Annotated in this window: 14 protein-coding genes; 10 read left to right on the forward strand and 4 right to left on the reverse strand. The window is 52.1% G+C overall.

From position 1 onward, the window contains the following. The first annotated feature begins 242 nt into the window (after positions 1-242). Positions 243-1,247, forward strand: coding sequence for a transposase (locus tag QEH52_RS10265; RefSeq protein ID WP_308950227.1), 1,005 nt, complete (start codon positions 243-245; stop codon positions 1,245-1,247). A gap of 246 nt (positions 1,248-1,493) precedes the next feature. Here the strand turns inward: QEH52_RS10265 and QEH52_RS10270 are convergent, their stop codons facing one another. Beyond that, positions 1,494-2,603, reverse strand: coding sequence for an SGNH/GDSL hydrolase family protein (locus QEH52_RS10270; RefSeq protein WP_308950228.1), 1,110 nt, complete (start codon positions 2,601-2,603; stop codon positions 1,494-1,496). 151 nt (positions 2,604-2,754) lie between these two features. Here QEH52_RS10270 and QEH52_RS10275 point away from each other — a divergent pair, with 151 nt between their 5' ends. The 4 genes from QEH52_RS10275 (at position 2,755) to QEH52_RS10290 (ending at position 6,924) form a co-directional block, all read left to right on the forward strand. Next, positions 2,755-5,205, forward strand: a complete 2,451-nt coding sequence (locus tag QEH52_RS10275; RefSeq protein WP_308950230.1) for a hypothetical protein — start codon at positions 2,755-2,757, stop codon at positions 5,203-5,205. A gap of 206 nt (positions 5,206-5,411) precedes the next feature. Then, on the forward strand, positions 5,412-5,642 hold the full coding sequence (locus tag QEH52_RS10280) for a DUF4160 domain-containing protein (RefSeq protein WP_345785462.1): 231 nt from the start codon (positions 5,412-5,414) through the stop codon (positions 5,640-5,642). After that, positions 5,642-5,890: a DUF2442 domain-containing protein gene (locus tag QEH52_RS10285; RefSeq protein WP_308950232.1), complete on the forward strand. Its 249-nt coding sequence runs from the start codon at positions 5,642-5,644 to the stop codon at positions 5,888-5,890. The genes QEH52_RS10280 and QEH52_RS10285 overlap by 1 nt, the downstream gene beginning before the upstream one ends. Positions 5,891-6,198: 308 nt before the next feature. After that, entirely contained in the window at positions 6,199-6,924 is a 726-nt protein-coding gene (locus QEH52_RS10290; protein WP_308950233.1) for a rhamnogalacturonan acetylesterase, read from the forward strand. Between the two features lie 517 nt (positions 6,925-7,441). Here the strand turns inward: QEH52_RS10290 and QEH52_RS10295 are convergent. The 3 genes from QEH52_RS10295 to QEH52_RS10305 form a co-directional block, all read right to left on the reverse strand. Beyond that, positions 7,442-9,343 carry a family 78 glycoside hydrolase catalytic domain gene (locus tag QEH52_RS10295; protein WP_308950235.1) on the reverse strand — a complete coding sequence of 634 codons (1,902 nt, stop codon included), beginning with the start codon at positions 9,341-9,343 and terminating at the stop codon, positions 7,442-7,444. A 46-nt stretch (positions 9,344-9,389) separates the two neighbouring features. Further along, positions 9,390-12,614 carry a glycoside hydrolase family 3 C-terminal domain-containing protein gene (locus tag QEH52_RS10300; protein WP_308950237.1) on the reverse strand — a complete coding sequence of 1,075 codons (3,225 nt, stop codon included), beginning with the start codon at positions 12,612-12,614 and terminating at the stop codon, positions 9,390-9,392. Positions 12,615-12,827: 213 nt separating this feature from the next. Beyond that, positions 12,828-14,960, reverse strand: a complete 2,133-nt coding sequence (locus QEH52_RS10305) for a DUF5722 domain-containing protein (RefSeq protein WP_308950238.1) — start codon at positions 14,958-14,960, stop codon at positions 12,828-12,830. Between the two features lie 160 nt (positions 14,961-15,120). On the opposite strand from QEH52_RS10305, the gene QEH52_RS10310 reads away from it, so the two are divergent. The 5 genes from QEH52_RS10310 (at position 15,121) to QEH52_RS10330 (ending at position 24,506) form a co-directional block, all read left to right on the forward strand. After that, positions 15,121-18,717, forward strand: coding sequence for a hypothetical protein (locus QEH52_RS10310; protein WP_308950240.1), 3,597 nt, complete (start codon positions 15,121-15,123; stop codon positions 18,715-18,717). A 1-nt stretch (position 18,718) separates the two neighbouring features. Beyond that, positions 18,719-19,480 (forward strand): hypothetical protein, encoded by a 762-nt coding sequence (locus tag QEH52_RS10315; RefSeq protein ID WP_308950242.1) that lies wholly within the window; start codon positions 18,719-18,721, stop codon positions 19,478-19,480. Positions 19,481-19,535: 55 nt separating this feature from the next. Next, complete coding sequence (locus tag QEH52_RS10320) at positions 19,536-21,851, forward strand: alpha-L-rhamnosidase (RefSeq protein ID WP_308950244.1); 2,316 nt, start codon at positions 19,536-19,538, stop codon at positions 21,849-21,851. A 52-nt stretch (positions 21,852-21,903) separates the two neighbouring features. Then, positions 21,904-23,733 (forward strand): sulfatase, encoded by a 1,830-nt coding sequence (locus QEH52_RS10325; protein WP_308950247.1) that lies wholly within the window; start codon positions 21,904-21,906, stop codon positions 23,731-23,733. A 92-nt stretch (positions 23,734-23,825) separates the two neighbouring features. Continuing rightward, a complete protein-coding gene (locus QEH52_RS10330; protein WP_308950249.1) occupies positions 23,826-24,506 on the forward strand; it encodes a type II secretion system protein in 681 nt (226 codons plus the stop codon). Positions 24,507-24,510: the final 4 nt, after the last annotated feature.

Here is a 24,510-nt window from a genome sequence, read left to right on the forward strand (position 1 = left end):
CAGGCCGTACTCCCCGCTGCTCTTTAGCAATCCACACAGACGCTCTCAGCTGACACTGAAATTTATACGTTGGCTGCGACATCACCTCAGAGTCGACAGCCTCATCAGCCAAGCCCTGCAGTCGCTCAGGCAAGTCTACGCTGCATTTTGATCCGGATTACTTGGACACCGTTCGTATTTTATTAAAGGGACAGGCTAAATAAAATTGACGAAACATTTTAGAGATGGCATGTGTGATACATATGAGAACTCGAAGGACGAAAGTGAGTGGGAGCCATGCGGTGTATCACTGTATGACGCGCACTGTGAATGGTGAGCGCTTGTTCGGGGATCGAGAGAAGGAGATTCTGCGTAAGATGCTGTGGCAAGTGGCTGAATTTTCCGGAGTTGAGATCTTAACGTACTGTATTATGTCGAACCATTTTCATGTGCTGGTGCGTGTGTTTGATGGGCAACAGGTATCGGATGTCGAACTGATGCGCCGCTATAAGATTCTTTATCCTAAGCCTACGAAGTATCAGGAAGCTTCGGCTGTTCAGATGGCTAAAACCCTCGAGGCGGGCGGTGAGGAGGCTGCGTGCATCCGCCAGAAGCTCCGCGCTAGAATGGGGGATGTTTCCGAGTTTATGAAGGCGGTGAAGCAGCGCTTCTCTGTGTGGTATAATCGTTCGCATCAGCGCTACGGCACATTGTGGGCGGAGCGTTTTAAGTCGGTGCTGGTCGAAGGGAAGGGGAACCCGCTGCAAACGATGGCTGCTTATATTGATTTGAATCCTGTGCGGGCGGGGATTGTCGCAGATCCGAAGGATTATCGTTTTTGCGGCTATGCGGAGGCTGTCGCAGGCGATCCGAAAGCGCTAGCGGGATTGGTTCAGGTTTGGAAGGATTATCTCGGCCAAGGGCAGAGCGGGGAGGCTGCAGTCTCGCGGGCTTTGAAGTCACATCGCTTGCTGATTTTTGGTAAGCGGGCTGCGGAACCTTGTTTGCCTGAGATGACGCGTCGGCAAGCTCTACAGGTATTGGAGCAAGAGGATGGCTGTCTTAGTAAGCACGCGATCCTGCGTTGCCGTGTGCGCTACTTTACCGATGGAGCCATTTTTGGTTCGCAGGAGTTTGTTCATGGCTTCGTGGGAGCGTGGCAAATGGAGAAGGGGCGAAAGCACCCGCCGAAAGTGAATGCACTGCGGGGTGCCGATTGGGGCGATCTGTCTGTGATCAATTCTTTGAAGCGACAGGTCTTTAGTTAGGCCTGGCAGCCCCACGAACAATGGCTCGGACAATGAAGAGATGAATGCAAAACCAGCATACAGTGCTGCCATAAGCACCGCTAAGGCCTTCACTGGAGCTTATTCAGACATCAGTCGCTTGACCATGGGCTCGATCGCATGAGCCCATCTGGAATACTGATCTGCAGTCGGATGTACGTAGTCGCTCATGATTGCTGGAGTGAGTTCTCCGGAGTAGGCCGACGTTTGGGTGTCCTTGACGGAAAATTATTTGCTATTCAATTGTATGCGCGCCTGCAAGCGCTGGGCCATCATTTCAAAGCCAGCGTCGTTGGGATGCACGGCGACTCGGTCGAAATATTTTGGATCGTGGTCAATGAGTTCCGGGCCCTCGATGAGGTGGAGCTGGGCGTCGCGACGCGATTGGCTGATGTCTCTGAGCGCCTGTCGGTATGCGCCCAGTGGGATGTTAGCGCGCGCGGGTTGCCAGCTCGGGGGCACCCAGAGTGGGGTGATCAGGTAGACCGGGAGATCCGGTTGATCTTTGCGTAAGTTGTCGAGGAATTGCTCCATGTTCTTGCGGAAGCTGGCGATGGGGCGTCCGCCTTGCCAGTCGTTGACGCCGATGAGTACGGTCGCAAGATCGGGGCTGAGTGAGGCGATGAGCTTGGCATCCTCTGGGGCGGAACTGCGGCCACCGTAGCCGGCGTTGATCAGTTCCCAGTTCTTTTGCTCCGCGAGTCGGTAGGCATAGCTGCGGTCGACGCGACTGGAGGTGAAGCCCTGGGTGACGGAGTCGCCATAGGCGACATAACGCAGTGCGCGCTTTGAGTTGAAAGTTTCGAGCGCTGCGCCGGAGTTGAGGTTTAGACCAATGAATTCGGCGGCATCTTCATAGGGGAGGATGAGCTCATAATCGTGAAAGCCCGAAGTGTCTGGATAAGGGAGCTCAATGGCTACGATCTCGGGGCTGCGCACTTTGGACGTGGCGGCGGTTTGAAAAGTCCAGTCGCTTTCGCTGTGACCATTGACACTGTAGATCCCAACGCTGTTGCGAGCAGTCGTTGAGCTGTGGTTTTCGCTGTAGTAGAGGTAGGCGGTGATTTCTGAGGCATTGGTGCGGAAGGCGATGCGCGTGCCAGGGTTGTCCCAGCCGTAGCCTTTGCCATTCAGTCGGATGAGCCGGTTAAACTGTAAACTCTGGACGGGCTGGCCGTCCAGGGTGCGTGTCAGTATCTTTTGACTGACATACCCGCTGCTGTGAATCTTCGGGTGATCGGCCGGGACGGTGATTTCGGGTAGGCGGATTGCGGCATGCATACTTTGAAGGAGGGTGAGTGCCATTACTAGGCTTTTGAGATAGGGGATTTTAGGCATTTTGATTTATGCGTTGTTTAAAATAGGGAAACGCTAATGCGAGATTCGGCTCATTCGGCGTTGATACGATTTTCAATTATCAAAAATTATACTTAGATGGATCAAGCCTTCGGGATGAATTCTGTTTACTATAGCTTAACGCACGCACCCTATGAATTTGAAAAACGTCACCCTTGAATTGAGCTCAAAACCCTTTCTCGACGACTCTCCGGAGATGATGGAGCAAGTCTGCCGCAGAATGTTTCGCCAATGGAAGCCTCTGACGGATGCAGCGGATCGCATCTCGGTGCTGTTGTGGATTTCGGATGGCAGTGAAATCCTGGAATTCTCGGGGGATTTGCAGCAGACTTTTGAATGGGCCTACTGGTGTGGTTGCGCGAATCCAGTTCCGCCGAGCGGTGATGAGTCGGCGCGCGAACGTATCAATACGCATCATTTCCCAAAAAAATATCGTGAAGATGTGGCTCCTCGCAGCTATGCTTGGCTCAAGGATTTGATTGCCACCATCAAGCAGGTGGGGGCGGACATGACGGGCTGCGACATCCGTGTGGGCGCGACTTTTGATAATGGTCCGGAGTTTGCCCTTTCGGATTTTAAATTTAATCGTCACCGTGAAATCGCGCAGGGCAATACACTTTATCCCGGCAGTTTTGTGACCTGCAATTCCACGCTCCATGCGGATACCCGCGCGTATGCGGCCTTTCCGGATGGGGTTCCTGAAGGGACGTCACTCGGGGCCTACCTGGGAGCGCAATTTCGGGCCTTGGCTGAGGCTGTTGGTTACGACTACATTTGGCTGTCCAATGGTATGGGCTTCGGCATGGAGACCTGGGGGATCAAAGGCGCGCTGTTTGATAAACAGAACTTTCGTCCGGAAGAGGCCGATGCGGCCGCCGAGGCCATGTTGCAATTCTGGCGTGAGTTCACACCACAGTGGCCGGCGGATAAAATTGAGACCCGTGGCAGTAATTTCTCTGCGGGAGTGGAGCTGTCGACCGATGCGGCCCCGCTGAAGGAGCTTTACTCGGAGTATAAAATTGCGCCGCCGGTCAATTCCCCCTGGGCCGCGCTGAATTTCAATACTGGCCTTGAGTTGGCCGCTTGGATGTCGCACGTGGCCGTGTTACCAGGCGACTATTTCCCGTATCGTTTTTATCCGCACGATCCATGGTTTATGAATAGTCCCTGGCTGGATCGCTATGGACGTGAGCCCTGGGACATTTATCTGCCGCTGAGTGTATGTCGTTTGGATGAAAACGGCCGTGCGCAGACTCCGAACAGTGTCGCCTTTTTGACGATTGACGATACGCTCGGTCGCATGCCGGATCAAGTGCCGGACGAAGTGATTCCGCATATTAAAGAGGCCCTGCGTCACGCGCCCGATCAAGCCGGTCCGTTGGTCTGGGTGTATCCTTTCAATGAATATACGGACCTAGTGCGCGGCGCAGAGTGTCGTCCTGACGTTGTCTTTAACGAAGATATGTTTCTCGGAGAGGCGATCCAACAGGGGCTGCCGCTCAATACCGTGATCAGTAGCGACAACTTTCGGAAACGTATGATAGCCGGGGACGCGGAGCTGTTTGACGCCTCCGTGGTCGTTGCACCCGTTACAGCGTATGATGCAGTGAAAGGCCATATTGAACAAGGAGGGAATGTTCTCTTTTACGGGGCCTTGTCTGGGGCTCCCCAGACACTGCTGGAGCTGCTCGGTCTCGAAGTCTGGGAGGCCGTCGATGGAGAGGTCGAAATTCAGTGTATCAAAGATCTGGATACTTGTTGTGATGGCTCGTTGGCACAGCGTGCCTACGTGCACCCGCAATACTCGGCCGGTGGGCTAACGGAAGTCTTCGCCGCTGGTCGTGAGTCAGGAGCCGAAGTGATTGCTCAAGCGACGCAGGGTGCCGCTGGTGCGACACGCATCCTTGCCATGACGCGCGCCGTATCCGCTGATCAGCGAATTGGCTTTGTCCGCAGCTTGCTACCCGCGTCCGATGAGATCGACCCGAACTCCCATCACTTTGATTATGCGGACAAGGAAGCTGCTTTCCCTGTAGAAAAACTCATGCGCACGGTGTTGGCGAAGTATCATTGGCACTTTGCGTATGAAGCGCTGGCTCCTGACTCTATTGATCCACGCATCTGTATTTCCAGAGAGGGGAATGGATTCTGGTATTCCATCTTTGCGCCGGACACGAGCACCTCGATTCAAACCTCGACACCCTACGGTGCACCGGTGTTGACAGAGATGGAAACCTTCGTCGCTGCTGGGCGCGCGCAATGGCATCCCGACAAATGCTGGCACAAGGAGTGTCGCTGTTTCGTGCGGCAGGAAGCAGCCAGCGTGATCCGCTCGAAAATTCTGTTTGCCGCATATCCGCAATATCATGACAGGCGCGTCTATCACAACCTGCGCGGCGCTGATGTCATCTTTTATCCACCCACAGAATATCTCGACACACTGGAGGTCGTGCATACCGCCCAGCCCGCTTCCGTCGAGGAGCTGCTCTTGCAAGAGCCTATGGCCTATGAATTGAAGACTGACGCCAGTGGAACTTACATTGAGATCAAAGACGTGACGGGGAGTGTGTCATTCTCCTGGTGATACGGGGCGACGCTTAGGCTTGGATCCTTGGGGAATGCTGAGCTTCAGGCGGAACTCCAACAAGCGCAGCTTATTCGATAAAGCACTGTGATTGTCTACGAAGCGGTTCGGAAGTGCGCCAAATAATGTCTGATCTGCAAAAGAATTGAAATTCTATTTTTTAGGCTTTAGCATTTCAAAATGCTGAAGTATCCAGATTTCTAGGAATCATCATCCGCATGTATTATCGCGATCATGCGCCTCCGCATTTCCATGCAGAATATGGTGAATACGAAGTAACTATAGATATACTCACAGGCGTAATCACAGGACATTTCCCGAAAAGAGCCCTAAAGGCCGTCCTCGAATGGTATGAACTCCACAAAGATGAACTGCTGCAGGACTGGAAGCTTGCCGAACAGCGTGAACCACTAGAACCAATTCAACCCCTAGAATAATGAAATTCCCACATATAAAAGAAGCTGAGTATTTAGACGGATACAGGATCTGGGTAAAATTCAGCGATGGAACCGAAGGCGAAGTTGATTTAGTAAATGAACTCAGCGGAACCGTATTCGCTCCGCTGAGAGATATCGATTTTTTCAAGGAGTTTTCACTAGATGGTAACACTTTGACTTGGCCGAATGGTGCCGATTTCGCACCTGACTTCATCCACTCATCTCTAAGGCAGATCAAGACGGTATAGACAATAGATTTCTCTGCCGCTCATCTATGTCTTGCCACCTCCTTATCTCTTGGAAAAATAGCTGTGTTCCTATTTATAAAAAAAATCGCGGTTTTTATCGCGTATGCTTAACGGCTGAAGTCGGATCGCTTACGGTTGATTGCATATCCTCAGGTATGAGTGAGCGCTTCAGCGCTTTTGGGCATGAGTCGGGGGAAGCCGGCATCGCACAACTCGGGCGCAAATGAAATGTGAAGGGCTATGTATTTTATGTAAGACTTTTCTCTGCTTTGTCGTCTGCTGTGGACGCCTAGAGTCTTGCATTGATTATGATGACTTCCTTACTCCATCGAATGACAGGTTCTTGGTTTTTATTGCTGATGGGCAGTTTGCTTTGTGGGCTGCTTCATGTCGGCTGTGCTAACAGTCTGTCGACGAATGCTCCGATTAAAATTGCGCTGATTGGGGATTCCACCGCGTGTGAGTATCCGGCGGAGGCTAAGCTGCGGGGTTGGGGGCAAATGCTTCCGAAATTTCTGCCTGAGCATGTTGAAATCTTCAATGCGGCACGGGGTGGTCTGAGCACCAAGACGTATCCGGACTGGCTGTGGAACTGTGTTCTGGAATCGAATGCGGATTACCTTTTGATTCAGTTTGGGCACAATGACTCGCATGCCAAAGGGCGGCCGGAATCGACCGATGCCGCGACGGATTATCGGGACAATTTGATCCGTTTCATTCGGGAGGCCCGGGCTGCGGGGATCGAACCGATTTTGGTCACGCCCGTGCGTCGGCGTTTGTTCAAGGACGGTGCCTTGACCTCCGAGCTTTCCCCGTATCGGGATGGGATGTATGCCGTGGCCGAGGCCGAAGCTGTCAAGCTGATCGATTTACACGAACTCAGCGGACAACTCTACACCGACCTGGGTGAGGCAGGCTCGGAAGCCTTTACACCGAATTTTGTCGATCACGCCGATCGCCCCGGTTCGATGGACCTTACGCATTTTACAGAAACCGGCGCGACTGCGATGGCGGCATTGGTCGCGAAAGAGTAAAAGGTCTAATAGCATCACTGGCCGAGAGGGCCGAATGAATACTAATTAAAAAATGATCGGTAGCGCAGCAGCGTCTTCGCTGCGCAAGTCAGTTTGAAGTCTTTTTTTTCGTAAGTGCGCCTTGAAGGCGCAAATGACTATTTCTTAGTCAGGTTGGCTAGCTAGGATGTCATTCTATCTTGATAGCTTTCGCGAGTAATATTTACTATTTCTGAATTTTTACAAAGTTAACTGGCGTGTTAACTTTTAGGGGAAATGAAAGAAGTTCAGTTATTCAGGTGAGCGGATGGCAGTAGTCCTGTCGAGGAGTTTATTGATTGCCTCACGGACAAGCAGGCGCAGAAAGTTACTTGGGTGCTGAAGCTCATTGAAGACATGGATATTATACCAGCTCAATACTGGAAGAAGTTGACGAATACGGACGATATCTGGGAAGCTAGAATTCAGTTCGCTTTTTCAGTAGTGATTGGCTAGCCACCTTAAAGCCCGTATCAAAAAGGTGAGGGCTTATTAGTTCCTAGTTGGTGCCTAGTGCGGATGTGTGTGTCGTGCTTGTGGATGGCTTCGGTGCGGTAATGATTTTTTGAACCATTCGGATCGTTTCAAAATGATGGATACCTTCGCCAATTTCGACCACAGCGAAACCATCGACTTTCTGGCTCTTGGTCGCTTTTCCATTGTATCGAATACCCCCCGATCCACCGGGGAGTGGCACTTCGACTTGCGCGGTCATTCCTTGCGGAATGTAGACTGAAAGCGCGAACGGCATTTCAGGCGTATTGCGCACGCGGACTTCGACTGGGCCAAGTGGAGTTGGAACTTTACCCATCGCTCGATTCAAAGGTGATACCGAATAGGGGCGAATCCGTGCCTTAACAAAGCCCGGTTCCATAGAATGAACTCCCAGAATAAAGCGAGGGATGAGGTTGGCGGGTGCCGCACCCCAAGCATGATTCCAGTCTTGATTCGGCTTGTACTTTTGATCCCAGGCCTCGTAGGAAATGGTAGTTCCGGTGTTGACCATGTGTTTCCAGCTACGGTCATTATCCGCCAACATTATATCAAAGGCTGCCTGTGCATTTCCGTATTCGAACAATGCTTCAATGAAATACTGAGCCGCATAGACGGAGCAGCGCATGCCGCGGTTTGCGACCCAATCTGAAACAGACTGTTGGTGTTCTTCTGGAACTAGGCCGAAGGCGAGTGGAAAGAAATTTGCGTGCGAAGAACTGTGTTCGGTGTGCACCCCGTCTAAATAGATGCCTTTTTCTTCGTCGAAGAAAGCAGCTTGAAAGGCCGCCAAGCCATTTGCGTAGAGTGCCGTGTATTCTGCCGCTTCTGCGGTTTTACCCTGTGCCTTGGCCAAGAATTCCATCAGTTTCAACGAGCGTAAGTGAAAGGCATTGATCACAGTATTTCGCTCAGTAAAAACGAACTCATCACGTTCGGAAGGGGGCCAATCCACTAGATCGGGACGCGTTTGTCCGCGAACACTGTGGATCAGGTTATCCTCTCCACGTCGCTCCAACAGTAGCTTGCTCTTCGTTCTCTCATAGTTTTCTTCTAGCCACTGTTTGTCGCCAGTCTCCATGTAATCCGCGTGCAGCATAAAAACCAAATGTGAAGCCCATTCAGTCGGCCATGTGGGGTGGGTAAAGAAATGATCGAAGGTGTCACGCGCCATTTGTTTATCGTGATCTACATAATAATGGCTCAATTGATTTAGATAGGCATCTGCCTCGTAGGGAGTGCGTTCACGATCGCCATCCACATAAACACTCGCGAAAGTCGTTGCTTTTATTGAATACTTGCACAGTTCCCAAATTTGGTTGAGCAAATCGTTGGACGAGATGAAGTCCGCAGCGAAGTCATCCCAATTCTTCGAGAACGCGGACCGTCGCACGATCGAGTCACTGCTGAAGGCTGCGGGCCATCCTTCGATCTCGACCCATCGGAAAGGAAGGATCACGCCCCATTCTTCGGGTGTTAGAATCGTAGTCGCATGTGGTGGAGGCATTGTCTTTGTATTGCGTTTATCAGCTTCGGGGGCGACGACGATGGACGTTTGCCCATTCAATTCGACAGTTGCCGCCTTATAGCGAACCGACCCGGGCGGCTTGAGATTGACACCTCCATCCTTGAAGTCTTCACCGAAATGCACTGTAATCCTTCCCTCTTTGCCGGGTGCAGGTCGAAGTTCGATGTTTCCAAATGAGACTTTGCCAAAATCGACCAGAATAGTGCCATTGTCCGACAGAACTATCTTGACGGGCGACTCTTCGACCAAGTGCGCCGAGCTCGCGAACATCTCATTTGGCAGCAGTAGAGAGTAGCCCAGTAGAGAGTAGCCCAGTATGAGGGCAACAGCAGGGGGGTGAAAAAGCTTCGAAGGCTTTAGTAACTGAGTATGGTAACGCATGCCTTTTAGCATTGTTCGGGGCTGCATCATTTAAAGTTTTATGGCCTTAATTGTTTACTTTGATCACAACTTCTTTTTCTGGCTGTGTTGCTGACCGTGCAGCGGTTATCTTGTGAGTGCCCGGTTCCTGAATCCATCTATTGGAGGCGACATCAAAAAAAGAGAAGGCTGTCCAGTGCAGTGGGATGTCGACCGTTTTAACTTCGCCGGGGTGGAGATCTAGCTTGGCAAATCCAGCCAGTTCCTTGACTGGCTGTTCAACACTGGATTCGAGGTCGGATGCGTAAATTTGGACGACCTCCTTACCTGTGACGGTACCGGTATTTTTGATCGAGACTGTAGCGATATACGGATACAAAGGGTCGGAGGATTGTTTCACTCTGAGGTCCTGATAGTCAAAGGTGGTGTAGCTCAATCCGAATCCAAAGGGGTAGCGCACATTGATATTGTTGGCATCAAAGTAGCGGTAACCAAACTCATTGACGGTATCTCGATAGTGTCCGTTCGATCCGTTGTAAGGGAGATCTTTAGCTCTGTAGGGCCAGGAGATCGTCAGCTTGCCCGATGGGTTGACATCGCCGTAGAGGAGGGCGGATATGATATTGCCGCCCTCTGATCCGGGGTGAAACACCTCCATGATGGCAGGTGTCTGCGCTTCCCAGCTGTTCATTTCCACGCCGCCAGCAGTGAAGAGCACAACGACGGTGTGCGGATTCGCCTTAACCATTTCTTGAATCAACTCCGCCTGCCATGAGGGCAATTCGTATTGCGAGCGGTCCGAGTTCTCACCCTGTATTGAAATACGACGGCCCCTTGTGGCAGGATCTTCACTTTTTAGGTCGTCTCCAATATTAAATCGTTGCCCGACGCCTACGCAGACAACAGCGACATCAGCTGCCGCGGCATTGACACGTGCCGCTTTGAAGAGGTCGGTCCCCTCTGGAGGAGGGGGCGCATAGGAGACTGCAAGTCGACCGACAAAACGCCCGCCTTTGGTTGCCGCCTCAACGATTACATCCTGCACGCCTGCCTTCTCGAAGGTGTGCCAGAATACTTTTTCGGTGCCTTCGCCAGCCTGCTCGTCCCACTGACGATAAATTTCGTGACCATTGATTCGAATGCTGACTGCGCAATGCGTGTTCACCTTGAACATATACTTGCCTGCTTGCGGGATGTCGATTTGACCAGTCGCCCGCACGCTTGCTTGGAACATATTCTTCAGTCCGGGGATGCCATCCTTGACTTTGGCAAACTCTCTTGGATCTTCAAAATCATAGACGCGATCTGCCGCTGCTGCGCTGTCGAAGACGCGCGTCGCAATCTGAGCAATTTGTTCGTGCGAGAGAGCTTGATTCCAGGTCCGTAGATCGTCTACCACGATTGCCAGCGAGCGAGCGCCGCCGACACGAGCACCACCAATGTAGTAATTAAAATCAGTTATTGGCTCACTGAGTTCAACACTAGCGAGTGGCTCACCGTTACGATAGAGCTGCAGGGTCTCACCATCCGAAACCAAAGCAACTGGAGTCCATTTGCGGTTCATGTCGTCCCAATTTTTAGTATTGAGCGCTGAATGCTCGCCTTGACGAACCATCAAGCCACTACTGCGCACATCGACGTAGTTATTATCGTTTGCCCAAAGATGCATGAGCGCGGCGTTCGGATTTAAGAACTGCTCGTCCCACTTCAACCAGCAGGTAATCGTCCAGCCCTCCTTGGCATTTTCGATAGAGCCGATTTTGACACGTTCACGTCCGTTGGTAAGGAATGCTTTGCCGTTGATTCCTTCGGTCGAGTAAGCAGCCGGTCCAGGAACTATGTTTGAAATGTCTAGCTTATCCGCTTCGACCGAGTGGATCACGGGACCTTCCAGTTCGAGGCCGTTAAAGAACTCAATTTTGCAAGGGAAGTCGTAGGCGAACTGTGGCCATTCATTCCAATAAGCTCCATTACAGCCTTCTGACACCGTGAAGTCGATACCGCGGGCTCGGAAAGAGTCCGCGAGCGTGATGCCATAGCTATCGTAAACAGTGCTGCTCCCTTGATTCCCGACAGTTAGATCGCGATTATCAGAAAAAGGACCGATTAACGCGACTTTTTGACCTTTCTTTAGTGGAAGGATCGAGCCTTCATTTTTGAGTAGCACAGCGCCTTCGGTGCCGGCTCGGAACATCATTTTTTGAAAGTCCGGGAAGTGGTAGCCTGAAGGAGTTTCATCTCCGAAATAGGACAAGTTTTTGAGCTTTAGCATTGTGCTTTCCATCAAGCGGGCATCAATGTCTGCCATCGTTAGGGAACCACTCTTCAGTGCTAATTCGATGGCAATTTGTGTCATTCTGCGATTGCCTGGCAATTCTGCATTGAGCCCATTTTTGATCGCCTGGGCTGGGTCGAAATAGGCACCCCAGTCCGACACAAAGAAGCCTTTGAAGCCCCACTCATTACGGGCTATATCCAATAGCAGTGTTTTACTGGAGCTCATCCATTCGTTGTTTAACTGGTTATAGCCAGCCATGATACTCCAGACATCACCTTCTTTTACGCACATTCGAAAAGCGGGCAGGTAGAGTTCTCGCAGTGGACGCGTTGGGATCGTGACATTATGCGATTGGCGACCTGCTTCCCAGTTATTCCCGACAAAGTGCTTTGCATTGGCAATTACACCTTCCGATTGTAGCCCGTGGGTAATGTGTACGCCTTGGTAGCCAGTTAGGAAAGGGTCTTCGCTCGCGTATTCAGAATTTCGTCCAGCGCGGTTGTCCTTGATGATGTTGACTCCGGGGCCCCAGATTGCGTTGAGGCCGTATTCTTTTGTCAGATGTGCCCATTGTTTGCCTGCTTCAAACATCACATTCTTGTCCCATGACGAAGCAATTGTTAGGGCGGTCGGAGAGACGGGGCCATGGTTGCCATTCAAACGGTTTTCCTCGCTCTCTACACGATTCGGCGGACGCCATCCGGAGGGCCGCGGACCGCGTGGGCCGTTGGTGGCCATAAAGGGGCCGATTCCGAGTCGCTCGTTCCAGCGCTGCGAGCGGGAGCCCATCCCAGGGAGCCCTTCTAGTGGTTGGATGTTTAGTTGCGCAACCTTTTCCTCCAGCGTCATCTGATCGATTAGCCAGCGTGCCTGCTGTTCGAGTTGCATGTTCTCCCAGCCTTTAGGACGTAGCGGCTCGATAGTGCTTGGTGGATTGTAATCTCCAAAACAGGTCAGGGCTACGCTTGCAGCTAGTGCGTATATGGTAGAATGCGTAGTTTTTAAAGTCTGCATTGTATGTTTATGTGCTTTAGCGAGGGTAAGTGAGTTGAACTTCATTCGTATATGATTTGTCTTAAATATGGCATGTATTCAGGTCCGCGTGGGAAACGTAGGCTGCTATGGACTATCTCGCGCAACATGAGGGCCTCCAGTATACACGATCTAGCTATAGTTGGATGGAGGCGTTTAAGGACAGGATGATGGCCTTTAACGAATACGGTCAGTTTAGTATTGATTGGCTTTGATCGTGTCTTTCGAGACTTGCACTTCGGTCCAATCATCAATGCCTATTACGGATTTGAAGGGGGCGGTGGTGCTGGCTTCTGCGGGTGTTTCGAGTGCGGAGTAAACGCTGAAGGCGGGTTCTTTGCGGATGCCAAAGGGGTGTTCTTTGCTGGGCAGCGTGCGGAGTCCGACTTTGAGCCCGCCTTCCATTGGGTGGTCGACCCAGCGGTGGTAATGAAAGCTTTCGATAGAATCGAGGGGCATGATCTTGGCCCATGTGTATGCGATCGCGGCGGCCTTGTCCTTCATTGATTTCTGACTGTAGTCGGGCGTGTGGTAGCCTTGTTCTGACAGAACGATGGTGCGCTTGTTTTTCTTATAAAGAAAACGGTCTTGGCTGAGATAGGCGTCGAGGACTTCGATGTTTTTGGGAGTGATCATTGGAGAGTCGAAGTGGTTGGTCGCTTTGGTGTCTTCCCAAGTGCGCGGCTTTAATAAACTTTGCGGGTAGGGGTGATAGGCGATCGCCCATTGGTAGTCGCCGCTGACGGTGGAGTAGTCGGCCAAGCGGTCTAGCAACGCGCGGGGTGGGTAGGCTTTGAATTTATCTGCGGGGCTGTAGTTCCAGTGGTGCGTTAGCGAGATGAAGACTTCGGCGGTGGGATTGAAGCGACGGGCTTCGATGTAAGTGAGGCGCATGGCCTTCTCATAGGTGTCCATGTAGGTGGCCATGGGAGTCTCGCCCATATTGGTCCAGATCCAGCCATAATCGACTTCGTTGAAGACGATCCAGTGGGTGATCCAGCCATGCTTTTTGTCGGGGCGACTGTAGCGTTCGGCTAGGAAAGAGACGATGGCTCGGTAGAGGTCGCTGCTGGCTTCTGTGGTCAGGTTGGCCATGGAGTAGATTCCGGCGCTTTGGTAGTCGGGGTGCACGAGGAGTCCTGCATGCTTTCCAACGAGCAAGATGGCGCTGGTGACGATGCCCATGTCAGTGAGCTGTCGAATGTTTTTGTCGTGCTGGTGGACGGCGGCGGCGTTGAATTTCCAGAGCTTACCTTGGTGCGTGTATTCGATGATTTCCGCATTCGGGCCGAGGTTGATCAGATTGCCGAGCTCGATGTTGACGGTGGATGCGGTAATGCCCAGATCGCCGAGGTCGTCATGGTAAATGCCTTCTTTATAAGTGATACCGCCGAGACCTTTTTTGTTGGCAGGTCGTAGGCGCGGGATGTCGCGTTCGGCGGCAGCGCTTAGGTCGGTGGCCCAAACGGCAGGACTGAGTAATGTCGTGGTTTCACCGTTTGGCTGCGCTTGTGCGAGTGCATAACGATTGGCGATGCGGTCGCGGCCGTCTGCTTGGAAGCGGGGGAGGTGGACCTCATACTTGCCAGTTAGGGGCTCCATGTTCAGAAGTGTGCCGTGGGTGGAATTCCACGGATCTTCATGCGGGAGGTATTCGATTAAGTGGATGGAGCGGTGTGAGGAATTTTGAATCGTGCCTGATAAGACGATCTGCTGGCTCTGAACGGATACATTCGCGATGCGCTCGGGCCAATTTTCTTTGTGGAGGTAGGCTTCGATGGATTTGGCGGTCGCTAGCTTTCTCGCTTGGATGGCCTCGGCCTCGGCCGCATTCATTTGCTCTTCTTGGGTGGGGGCGCGCAGCTGTAGATTGCGCATTTGTATTTGCGTGCCTGGTCTGCGGCCGATGTCGATACGGATGACGTCATCCTTGGCGGTCCATTTGCCTTTGGTTCCAGTTTTTAGATTAATCGAGTAGGGCTGCCATGCTTCGGCTTTGGGCAGGGCGCCGCCTTCGAGTTGCCGGCTTTGACTCCAATTGGGTTTCTTTAAACTTTTTGAGTAGAAGACTTCCAGGAAGTCGACTCCGTCGGGGCAGAAGTATTCGAAGGCAAGGATATGGCTGTCTTCGCTGATTCCGGTTGAGCGGGTGGATGAAAGCACGATTTGTGGGTCATTGCCGGTGGTTGTGATTTGCAGCGCATTGTCGGCTGTCCGCTCGACCGTGACGTCGACATTCTTCGAGAAGTCGATCCTGAGTGGACTCGCTGCGTTCAGGCCGTGTGAGGCTAGCAATAAGAGAGAAATGAGGTAGAAGAGCTTTTTCATCGGGGAGGGTGTAGAGTAGTCAAATTGAACGTTTCTGCTAATGTAGATCCATGAAAATAGAAATATAGAGACTTTACAAGAAAGGATTCTTATATAATGTTTTGTCAACGTCACTGAACAGAGATGTTGTCCTCTATCTACTCACCCCTGTTGATTTCTTGTGTTAAAATTACCCCATAACCAATCTGCGCCTACAGCTGGATTTGCGCTTGTTCTAGCGCTGTCGCTCATGGCATTTGTGCTGCTACTCTTGCTTTCAATTACAACGCTTGTCCGTGTGGAGACGAGTGCTTCGGGCACGGCAATCAGTCGGATGGAGGCGCAGCAAAACGCATTGCTCGGGGTTTATTTGGCAGTGGGGGAGTTGCAGCGCGGACTGGGTCCAGATCAACGAGTGACGGCGCCTGCGGACCTCTTGGATAGTGCGCCGGATACCTTAGAAAGCGAGGGCGTCTTGAATCCTTATTGGCTGGCAGCGTATCCCAGTGTGCAGCCTGGAAGCGAAGCTCAGACTTTGGAGACCTTACGTGCATGGTCGACGGATCAATCGGCGGCAGATCGGGTTAATTGGTTTGTTTCTGCACGTACAGATCTCAGTGGCGCTGGCGTGAATCCTGCGACGACGGATGTGGTGGCGCTCAACGGTGGAGATGCATCTCAAGTGATCACACTCGCTCGTTATAAAGATAATGCAGACGCGGTGGTGGATGTGCGGGCAGGGAAACTGGATATTACGAATCAGAGCGATTCGGTGGACGGGCGTTATGCTTGGTGGGTCGCGGATGAGAGTGCCAAGTTTCGGATCAATGTGACTAAAGACGATGTTGTTTTGGATAGTCAGCCCTTCGACCCACGCTGGTCGTTGATGGCTCCGCATCAGTCGAACCCATCGGTGATTCCTGAGCTGTCTTCATTTGATGTCGCCGATCCTTCGCAGAAAGCAAAAATGGCCCGTGTCTCCAGTGCGGATAGTTTGCAGCTTTTGGACCCAAGCTGGGAGACTTGGACCCGTGAGAATAGCGATGACTATACGACGGTCGCGCAGAGTATTCCAGTCGATGTGACTCAGGGGCGCTTGAAGGAAGATCTCAGCGTTTACTTGGGCTCTGATTTGAGTGGCCTGAACGACTCGGACTTTATCGTTCGTGGCAGTGCGACCGATTTGAATTATCGTGGGCAGTTGAGTGTGCCAGCGTTTCAAATGGATCACAGTGCATTGAAGCTGCCTCAGTTTGGTTTGCTGAAATCGTGGTATACTCGTGGCATGGACCTTTCTGGGCTCGATCAAGGAACTCCCGCAGAGCCGCGCGCGCAGGCACCGGATGCGAGTGGTCTGCATCCAGTGATTTTAAGAACGGCACTGTATTTTGGAGTCTCGTATGAGATCATGCCGGACGGGAGTGTTATGCCCGTCTATCTGGTTTACCCTAAATTTGTTTTGTGGAATCCACACAACGTGCCCATTGCGCCTGCCAAATACATCGTGCAGGTGCGGGCCTTCACGACGATTAATACGCAAATTAATGCAGATTTAACTGATGATGGCATCGACAACCCAAGGAGCTATGCGGCGGTGAATATCACTCCGGGGCAAGAGCCCTTCGGTTATCAGGGCAACCTGCCCGCACAGCCTGCGAATAATACATTTGCTCATATGAACTTCGCCGGTGGGGGGAGCTGGGCGCTGGAACGCGATGCGGAAGATAGTTATCCTTATTTCACTTTCGTGATTGATAATCAAGGTTTTGCGCCTGGGGAAACACTCTATTTTACCGGTGCCGACAAGCATCCCAATGGCGAATATGTGGATACTGAAGTGGAGGATGTTTCCGCTGATTTTAATAATCATAATTTGTTAGTGAATGCCGATGAGGGACCACTTGGATTCTTTTACTTACCTTCGGGCTCTTTTCTGACGCCATTGCCGAATCAGACGGGCGATCCCGTGCCGACAACTGGCAGCAGCGATACCCTGCAAACGACTATCTACTTCAGAGATACCTTAACCAACGCGCCCGATGGGAATCGAGAGCCTAGTTTATCTTCGAAATTGTATCACTATTCGACTGCGGGCGATGTGGAGCTCTTACAAGAATTAAACCTGAAGGGGCCCAGCTATAGCGAAACCCAAATCGATTGGGAGCACATAGATACCGAGGGTAATAGCGGCAATAGCTGGAGCCCGCTGGATCGTCCTGTTTCTTATCGCAGTCTCGATTACTATAAAAACACCAATCCTTTCGAAGCCGTGGCGCACCGTGGGCATGGTTACTTTATTAGCCCGATGGCGAGCCCTTCGGCTGGCAATAAGGCGCGAATGATGGCACGGCACAATTTCGTGATGAATGAAGTGACTATGGCAGACCCGCTGGTGAGTAACTTGAGCTCGGGCCGTATATATTCAGACTCGATTCCGACGGATAATTGGTTCAGTGGTCCGCCGTTTCCTTCGGAAATTCCAGAGGATATTTCGTATGCTGGAATTGTAGCCGATGGTTACGATCGACCTGGTGGATATGGGCTCTATCAGAATAGTAGTAATTTTAGCCAAGGCACCGTTTATCCACTCTATGACAGCGTGCGCATGGAAACGGATCTGTTTTCGATCGGCTTTTTGAAGAATGTGAACTTTAGCCAGTTCTATTGGCAGCCGACATTTACTGTGGGTAACTCGGAGGCGCACACCCATGTCCATCGCAATAACATCAAAGCGACCCAGGGGAGCACCGTATATACGGACCTTTCTTATCTATTAAATGAGTCGCTCTTTGATCGTTTTTATCTGTCGACGATTCCGCAAACGGGCGTGTTCAATCCCACCGCAGATTTGATTTTGCCGAACACTCGAAATCGTTTAGTGGCGGGGGACGATGGCACATTTGCAAGTGATACGAATCTGCGAAATTCTCCCACAGCGTTTGCGCAATCCGCTGCCAGTATTGCGATTGAAGGTGGCTTCAACGTCAACTCCACTTCGGTCGATGCATGGCGCATGTTGCTGGCCTCTTATCTCGGAGAGAGCGTGCTCGCCGCCGATGGTAGTGCGAGTCACTCCTTACAAAACTCCGCGTTGACCTCAAAACTGTATCCCTTGCTGGCCGAAGGTGGCGCAGTCGATCCCTCCGCTCCAGAGGCATGGTCTGCAGTGCGCTCTTTAACTGTGAACGAGATCGACTTGCTGGCTGAAGCGATTGTCGAAGAGGTGAAGCGTCGCGGTCCGTTTCTATCTCTGGCAGATTTCGTGAATCGTCGTTTGGTGGGGAATTCAACGACTGTGGAGGGCGACTATCTCGGTCTTAAGGGAACGTTGCAAGCGGCCATCGATAAGCTGTCCATTTCAGGGCAAGGAGTTCTCAACGAAGCATACTACCAGGGCAGTCTTGCCGCTCTCGCGCTTAACTATCCCGACGGTGTGCCAGTCAACTCTAGCTACCCCGAGCATGAAACAGGTATGCCTGGTGGATTGGGGGGCTCACGCATGTTTGGAGTGCCTGGATTCTTGACACAGGGAGATCTCCTTTCGGCCATAGCGCCGATCCTGACCGTGCGGGGGGATACCTTTACGATTCGTGCCTATGGGGAATCACTTTCCGGAATTTCGGACAAGGTGGAATCCAAAGTTTGGTGCGAAGCAGTGGTGCAACGTGTGGCGGATCCGGTGGCAGTTGGGGATTCCGTGGTGGCTCCTACGGGGGATTTTGGACGCTCTTTTCGAATCCTCTCAATTCGTTGGTTGAATGAAGCAGATGTTATTTAATATGAATTCACGAAAATTATTTTTACTTGGACTCCTAACTGTCTGCGCCGTTCCAGTCGCATCGGCTGATGAGAAGATGAAGGCGGCAGAGATGTCTTCCATCAATTACTCGGATTTTCCCAGTATGTTGAGTCCAGATGATTTGGGTTTCAAGGTGCTGGCTCCGTTCATCGGCAAAGAAGACTTGTTCATTCAATATGGAGCCGGTGGCTATCGCAGAATCCAAACAGTGGCGGACGGCTTAAGTCGCACGCATTATTATTCTGGTTCGAGCCCGCTCACGTTTTATCGCAAGGGTGTGGATGCGGAAGGGGAAGTAGTTTATCTACCAGCGGGATCTTGTGAGTTTAAGTCAGCAACGAAGGATGCCGTCATCTGTATGCAGAAACGCGGTGAGGAATATATCGCCTTTCCGATTGATCTGAGCCTGAAGGGACAGCCACTGGGCAGTGTGCGCTTTGTCAATTTCACGCCCGCTAATTTGGTTGTGCTGCTCAACGACGAACGAGCGGCCATCAAGCCCGGCGGCGAAGTGGTCACTACCTTCGAATCCAAAGCGAAGACCTATTTTAATTTTAAAATAGGGGCAATGTATGAGGATGAGGCCAAGATGATTTATTCCAAGCGGCATCCCTTTCGTGGAGGGATGCGCATTCTCTTTATCGGCTATGCCTCGCGCTCTCCGGCGAGTGGTGAAAGTCCCTTTCGTGTCGTGAGTCACTATGATAAAGGTCCAGAGGTCCGAGCGATGTCGGCCGAGTGAGCCTATAATCTTGCAGCGTCTATTTCTGAATTTCCACAACTGTTAAACGATCTACATGACTTCATTGAGTGACCAATCTGTTTGGCTGGTTTCGCCCTTATCGAGCGAATCGACACCAACATCTGCATCTTATTTTCGCACTAAGTTCGAGCTTCCAAATGAAGTGACGAAGGCGGTCTTGCGCTTTTCAGCACTCGGCATTGTGGAGCCGTGGATCAATGGCGTGCGTGTCAATGACGACTATTTTACGCCCGGGTGGAGTGACTATCGCAAGCGTGCATATGTGTGCCGTTACGAGGTAACCGAGCAGCTTGAAGTCGGTGAGAATTGCCTGGGCATTGTACTGGCCGATGGCTGGGCGGGTGCCGCTTTTGGCCCCAAGGGGCATGAAGCTCGCCACGCGCCCCAGACCATGTTTGTCGCAGAATTGCAGCTCACCTTTGCCGACGGAACGCAGCAAGTGATCGGGAGTGATGTCACTTGGAAAGTGCGGCGTGGGCCTGTCGTCAAAAATTCGCTGTATCACGGGGAGACCTATGATGCGCGTAAGGCGATGCCAGATTGGGCGTCGAGTTCCAGCGCGGAGCGCGGGTGGAAGTCAGTCGCGAGTGTGGAGACGCCGCAGGTCGAGTTGACGGAGAAAGCCTGCCCGCCAGTGCGGGTGACGGAAACCTTAGCAGTGGTGGAGCTGCGCAAAGAGTCGTCAGGCTTGATCGCCGACTTTGGGCAAAACTTGGTCGGAGTCGTTCGTATCAAGTTAAAGGATACGCGTGCAGGTCAAAAAGTAATTTTGAAATTCGCTGAGATGTTAAATGAAGACGGCTCGCTGTATTTAGAGAATCTGCGCGATGCGGAGGCGACGGATTGCTACATTTGCAAGGGATCTGCGGAAGAAAGCTATCAGCCGCATTTCACCTTTCATGGCTTTCGCTATGTGCAGATCGAAGGAGTTGATTTGGACTTGAGTGCTGAAGATTTGGAAGCCTGCGTGCTGCATAATGATTTGGCCCCGCTGGGGACGTTTCAGACTTCCAATGCGATAGTGAATCAGTTGCAGGACTGTATTCGCTGGGGGCAACGCGGAAACTTTTTAGAAGCACCGACTGACTGTCCACAACGCGACGAGCGCTTGGGCTGGTCGGGGGATGCACAGGTTTTCGTTGATACGGCATGCTTTAATTATGATTGCGAGGGTTTCTACCGACAGTGGATGGATGCCATGCGCGATGGTCAGCGAGAGGACGGAGCGTTTCCCGACGTGGCTCCAGACATTCTAGGTTGGCATGGTAATGCCGGCTGGGGCGACGCGGGCATCATTGTGCCACATGCAGTCTGGCTGCACACTGGAGCGACCACGATTATTGAAGAAAACTGGCAGGCGATGGAGCGCTATCTGCGCTTTCTCAAAGACCGGGCGAAACACTATATTCAGCCAGAAACCGTTTATGGTGATTGGTTGGCGGTCGATGCGGTGAAGCCGCAATGGGGGCCGACACCGAAGGATTTGATTGGCACCGCCTATTATGCCAGAGACGCGCAACTTATGGCGCGTATGGCTGACGCGCTGGAGCGAACTGCTGCTGCGAAACGTTATAGCCAACTGGCGGCGCGGATCACTGCTGCTTTTCAGCAGCGCTTTATCACCGCGGAAGGATTGGTATTAGGAGATACCCAGACTAGTTATTTGATGGCTTTAGCTTTTGACCTCGTGCCCGAGCATTTGATCGAGGCCGCGGGCGCACGTCTGGTGGAAAAGATCGAAGCGCGTGAGTGGCATTTGTCGACTGGCTTTCTTGGCACGCCATTGCTCAATCCGGTGTTGTCTAAGATTGGCCGCAGTGATGTCGCCTACAAGTTGTTGCTGCAGGAGAGTTATCCGAGTTGGTTGTATCCGATCAAGAACGGCGCGACCACGATGTGGGAGCGTTGGAATAGTTGGACGCGTGAAGATGGCTTTGGTCCAGTGGAAATGAATTCATTCAATCACTATGCCTACGGTGCGATCGGCGAGTGGCTGTATCAAACAGTGGGCGGCATCTCTCCGTGCCCGGAGGCGCCAGGCTATGCGCGCGCTATTTTATCGGCTCAGCCGAGCCCCGACTTAAAGCGCGCCTCCTGTGTCTTGAAAACGCGCGTTGGCACGTATCGCTCAAAATGGACGATCAAGCGAAAGAACTTACACTGGGACCTGATAGTTCCGACGAGCGGGGAAGGGCGGGTAGTGCTGCCTGCGACGCCATGGTCGAAGGTGAAGCTCAATGGTAAATCAGTGCCGAGCCGTTTGAAGCATACCGATCAGCGCAACGCTATGTGCCTGCCTGCTGGGAAGCATCGTATTGAAATTGAGAATTGCCCGCTCGCGCATCTTTAAATTCTCAAAGGCCCATTTCATCCGTCATCGGGCACGCCGCATTTTAATAACTATGTCTGCTTTAAGCACTCTATTCTACGTACCTGCGATCTGTCTCGCGACTGTTGCTTCATTGCTCGCGTCTGCGTCACAAGCTGAGCCTCAACGCCCCAATGTTGTGATGATCATCGTCGACGATCTCGGTTGGCGCGACCTCGGCTGCTATGGTAGCGAGCTCTATCAAACCCCAGCGGTCGATGCCTTGGCGGCGGAAGGCTTGAGCTTTTCAAATGCCTATGCGTCCAGTCCGCTCTGCACGCCGACCCGGGCCAGTATTCTTACGGGGCAAACGGTGGGCCGCTTGCGTTTGACCACGCCCGTCGGGCATGTGCCTGAGGTGAAGCTCGATGCTGCGGAGCGTGCGAGCGCGGCGGCTGGTCTGCCGATGACGGAGCCGGAAACCAATAACCGGATTCCACTCGATTCGATTACCATTTCCAAATTGTTAAAAGATGCCGGCTACGCGACTGCCTTCATGGGAAAATGGCATCTGGGCTACGATCCCTACATTCCTGAAAACTTTGGCTTCGATCATGTTGTGGGCGGTCGTGGTTTCCCGGGGCCACCGCCTCCAGGGTTTTTTGGTCCTTGGGATACCGCAGAGACCAATATGCCTACGGTCGAAGGGCATCCCAATGCAGATGATGTGATCGGCGATGCGGCGGTCGATTTTATCGAGTCCAAGCAAAACGAACCTTTCTTTCTCGCGCTCTGGTTTTTCAATGTGCATGCGCCTTTCCAGGGGAAGCCCGAACTCATTGAGAAATACCGTCCACTCGCAGCGCAGGCGCAGTATCAAAAATCCGCGGTCATGGGAGCCATGGTCGAGACGATGGATCAGAACGTGGGCAAAGTCACCGAAGCACTGAAACGCTTAGGCTTGGATGAGAACACGATCGTGATTTTCTCCTCTGATAACGGAGGCAACATGTATGACCGTCCCGAGGGTGAGAATCCGACGAATAATTATCCTTTGAAAGCGGGGAAGGGCAATAACTACGAAGGCGGCTCGCGTGTGCCGCTGATTGTGAAATGGCCAGGGAAAGTGCCTGCGGGTGATTGGACCGATACCATTGCAATCAGCTATGACTTCTTTCCTACCTTGCTCGATGTCGCGCAATTGGAGACGCCCGAAGCCGCGGTGTTGGATGGAGTGAGCTTGCTGCCCGCCTTTTCCGGTGAGTTGATGGAGCGTCCTCCTGTGACTAGTATGTTTGGGCACACCGTGCTGGCCACGGGAAACCTTGCGAATGCGTGGGTGCGTGATGGCAAATGGAAGTTGCTACGTTTCTTTAAGCTCGGTGCCGATCAGGAGGACTTACTGGAGCTGTATGATCTGTCGATCGATTCAGGCGAAACCCAGAACTTGGCTTTGGAACATGTAGAAGTCGCCGAGCGATTGAACGACTGGTTGGACGCGCATTTGGCCGAGACCGATACCTTGCTGCCTCGTCAGAACCCGAACTACGACCCAGAGATGAAGCAAGCTGGGTTCGTGATGCAATCCGGTGGTTATTTCATCGGCGGCCAAGATGCGACTAAGGCGACAATTACCTCCAATGCCGATCGAGTGGTGCTACGCTACTATCCAGAGGCGGGCGCTACGGGCGACCAGTTGGAATTTCAGTTGATGTCAAATTGTGTGATCTCTGCCACAGTGGGCCTTGGCGATGGACCACTCTACGGGGCGCCGATCACTGTGAATTCTGATCTCACTTCGGGACTCGTCGTAGTGCCGATCGGGCGTGCTTACGAGCGTGGGCCCATTACACTGTTGCTCGATATGGAGCAACCAGGCCGCAGCCATATTAGTGCGGTGCAACTGAGCGACAGCCATCGGTAGCTCCTGAATTAGCCGTAACAGATCCGATAAAAACTCATGCATTGCGAGTTGACAAAAGTTCATAAGAAAGGTTTCTTATTGCATACCTCATCATGAAAAAACTACCTAAAGCTGCCTTTACCCTGATTGAATTATTAACTGTGATCGCTGTGATTGCGGTTCTCGCGGCGATCTTAATCCCTGCTGTCGGTGCAGCCCGACACCGAGCGAATAGTTCGAAAAGTGTGTCCAACCTCAGGCAGATCGGGAACGCGGTGTCGTTGTTTACAAATCAGCACAAAGGCATTTTTCCTTTGCTCAACCGCAAGTTGAGTGATCCGGATAGCACGTCGCAGTATTTTTGGGTGCAAGCCTTGGAAGAAGAGATTTTGGAGTGGGATCGCTCGGAGTCGGGCAAGCACCCGATGTTTGATGATCCGACGGCGCAAAAGAGTCATGGCATCAGCGACTATGGCGGCAGCACCTATATTTTTCTAGATGCGAATCCGGACAATACGGATCGTTCGACTTCTGGGTTCAGTGTGAATCGTCTCGAAAATCCCGCACAGACACTCGTGCTTTGCACCGCCTATGCGGAAAATACTGGAAACGCGTCTTGGTATATTCAGGGCGATTTCGCCAAAGGATCGAATCCGACGAATATACCGGAGCCCCGTTTAAATAATGGCGAGGTGGGCGTGGTCTTTGCGGATGGCCACACTGAGTTACTTAGTCGTGAAAAAGTTTACGATTTGGAGTTTCGCAAACGTCTTTTTGACCCGTCCGAATATTAATCCC

Origin of the sequence: Thalassobacterium maritimum (genome assembly GCF_031127805.1) — a bacterium.
GTDB lineage: Bacteria > Verrucomicrobiota > Verrucomicrobiia > Opitutales > Coraliomargaritaceae > Thalassobacterium > Thalassobacterium maritimum.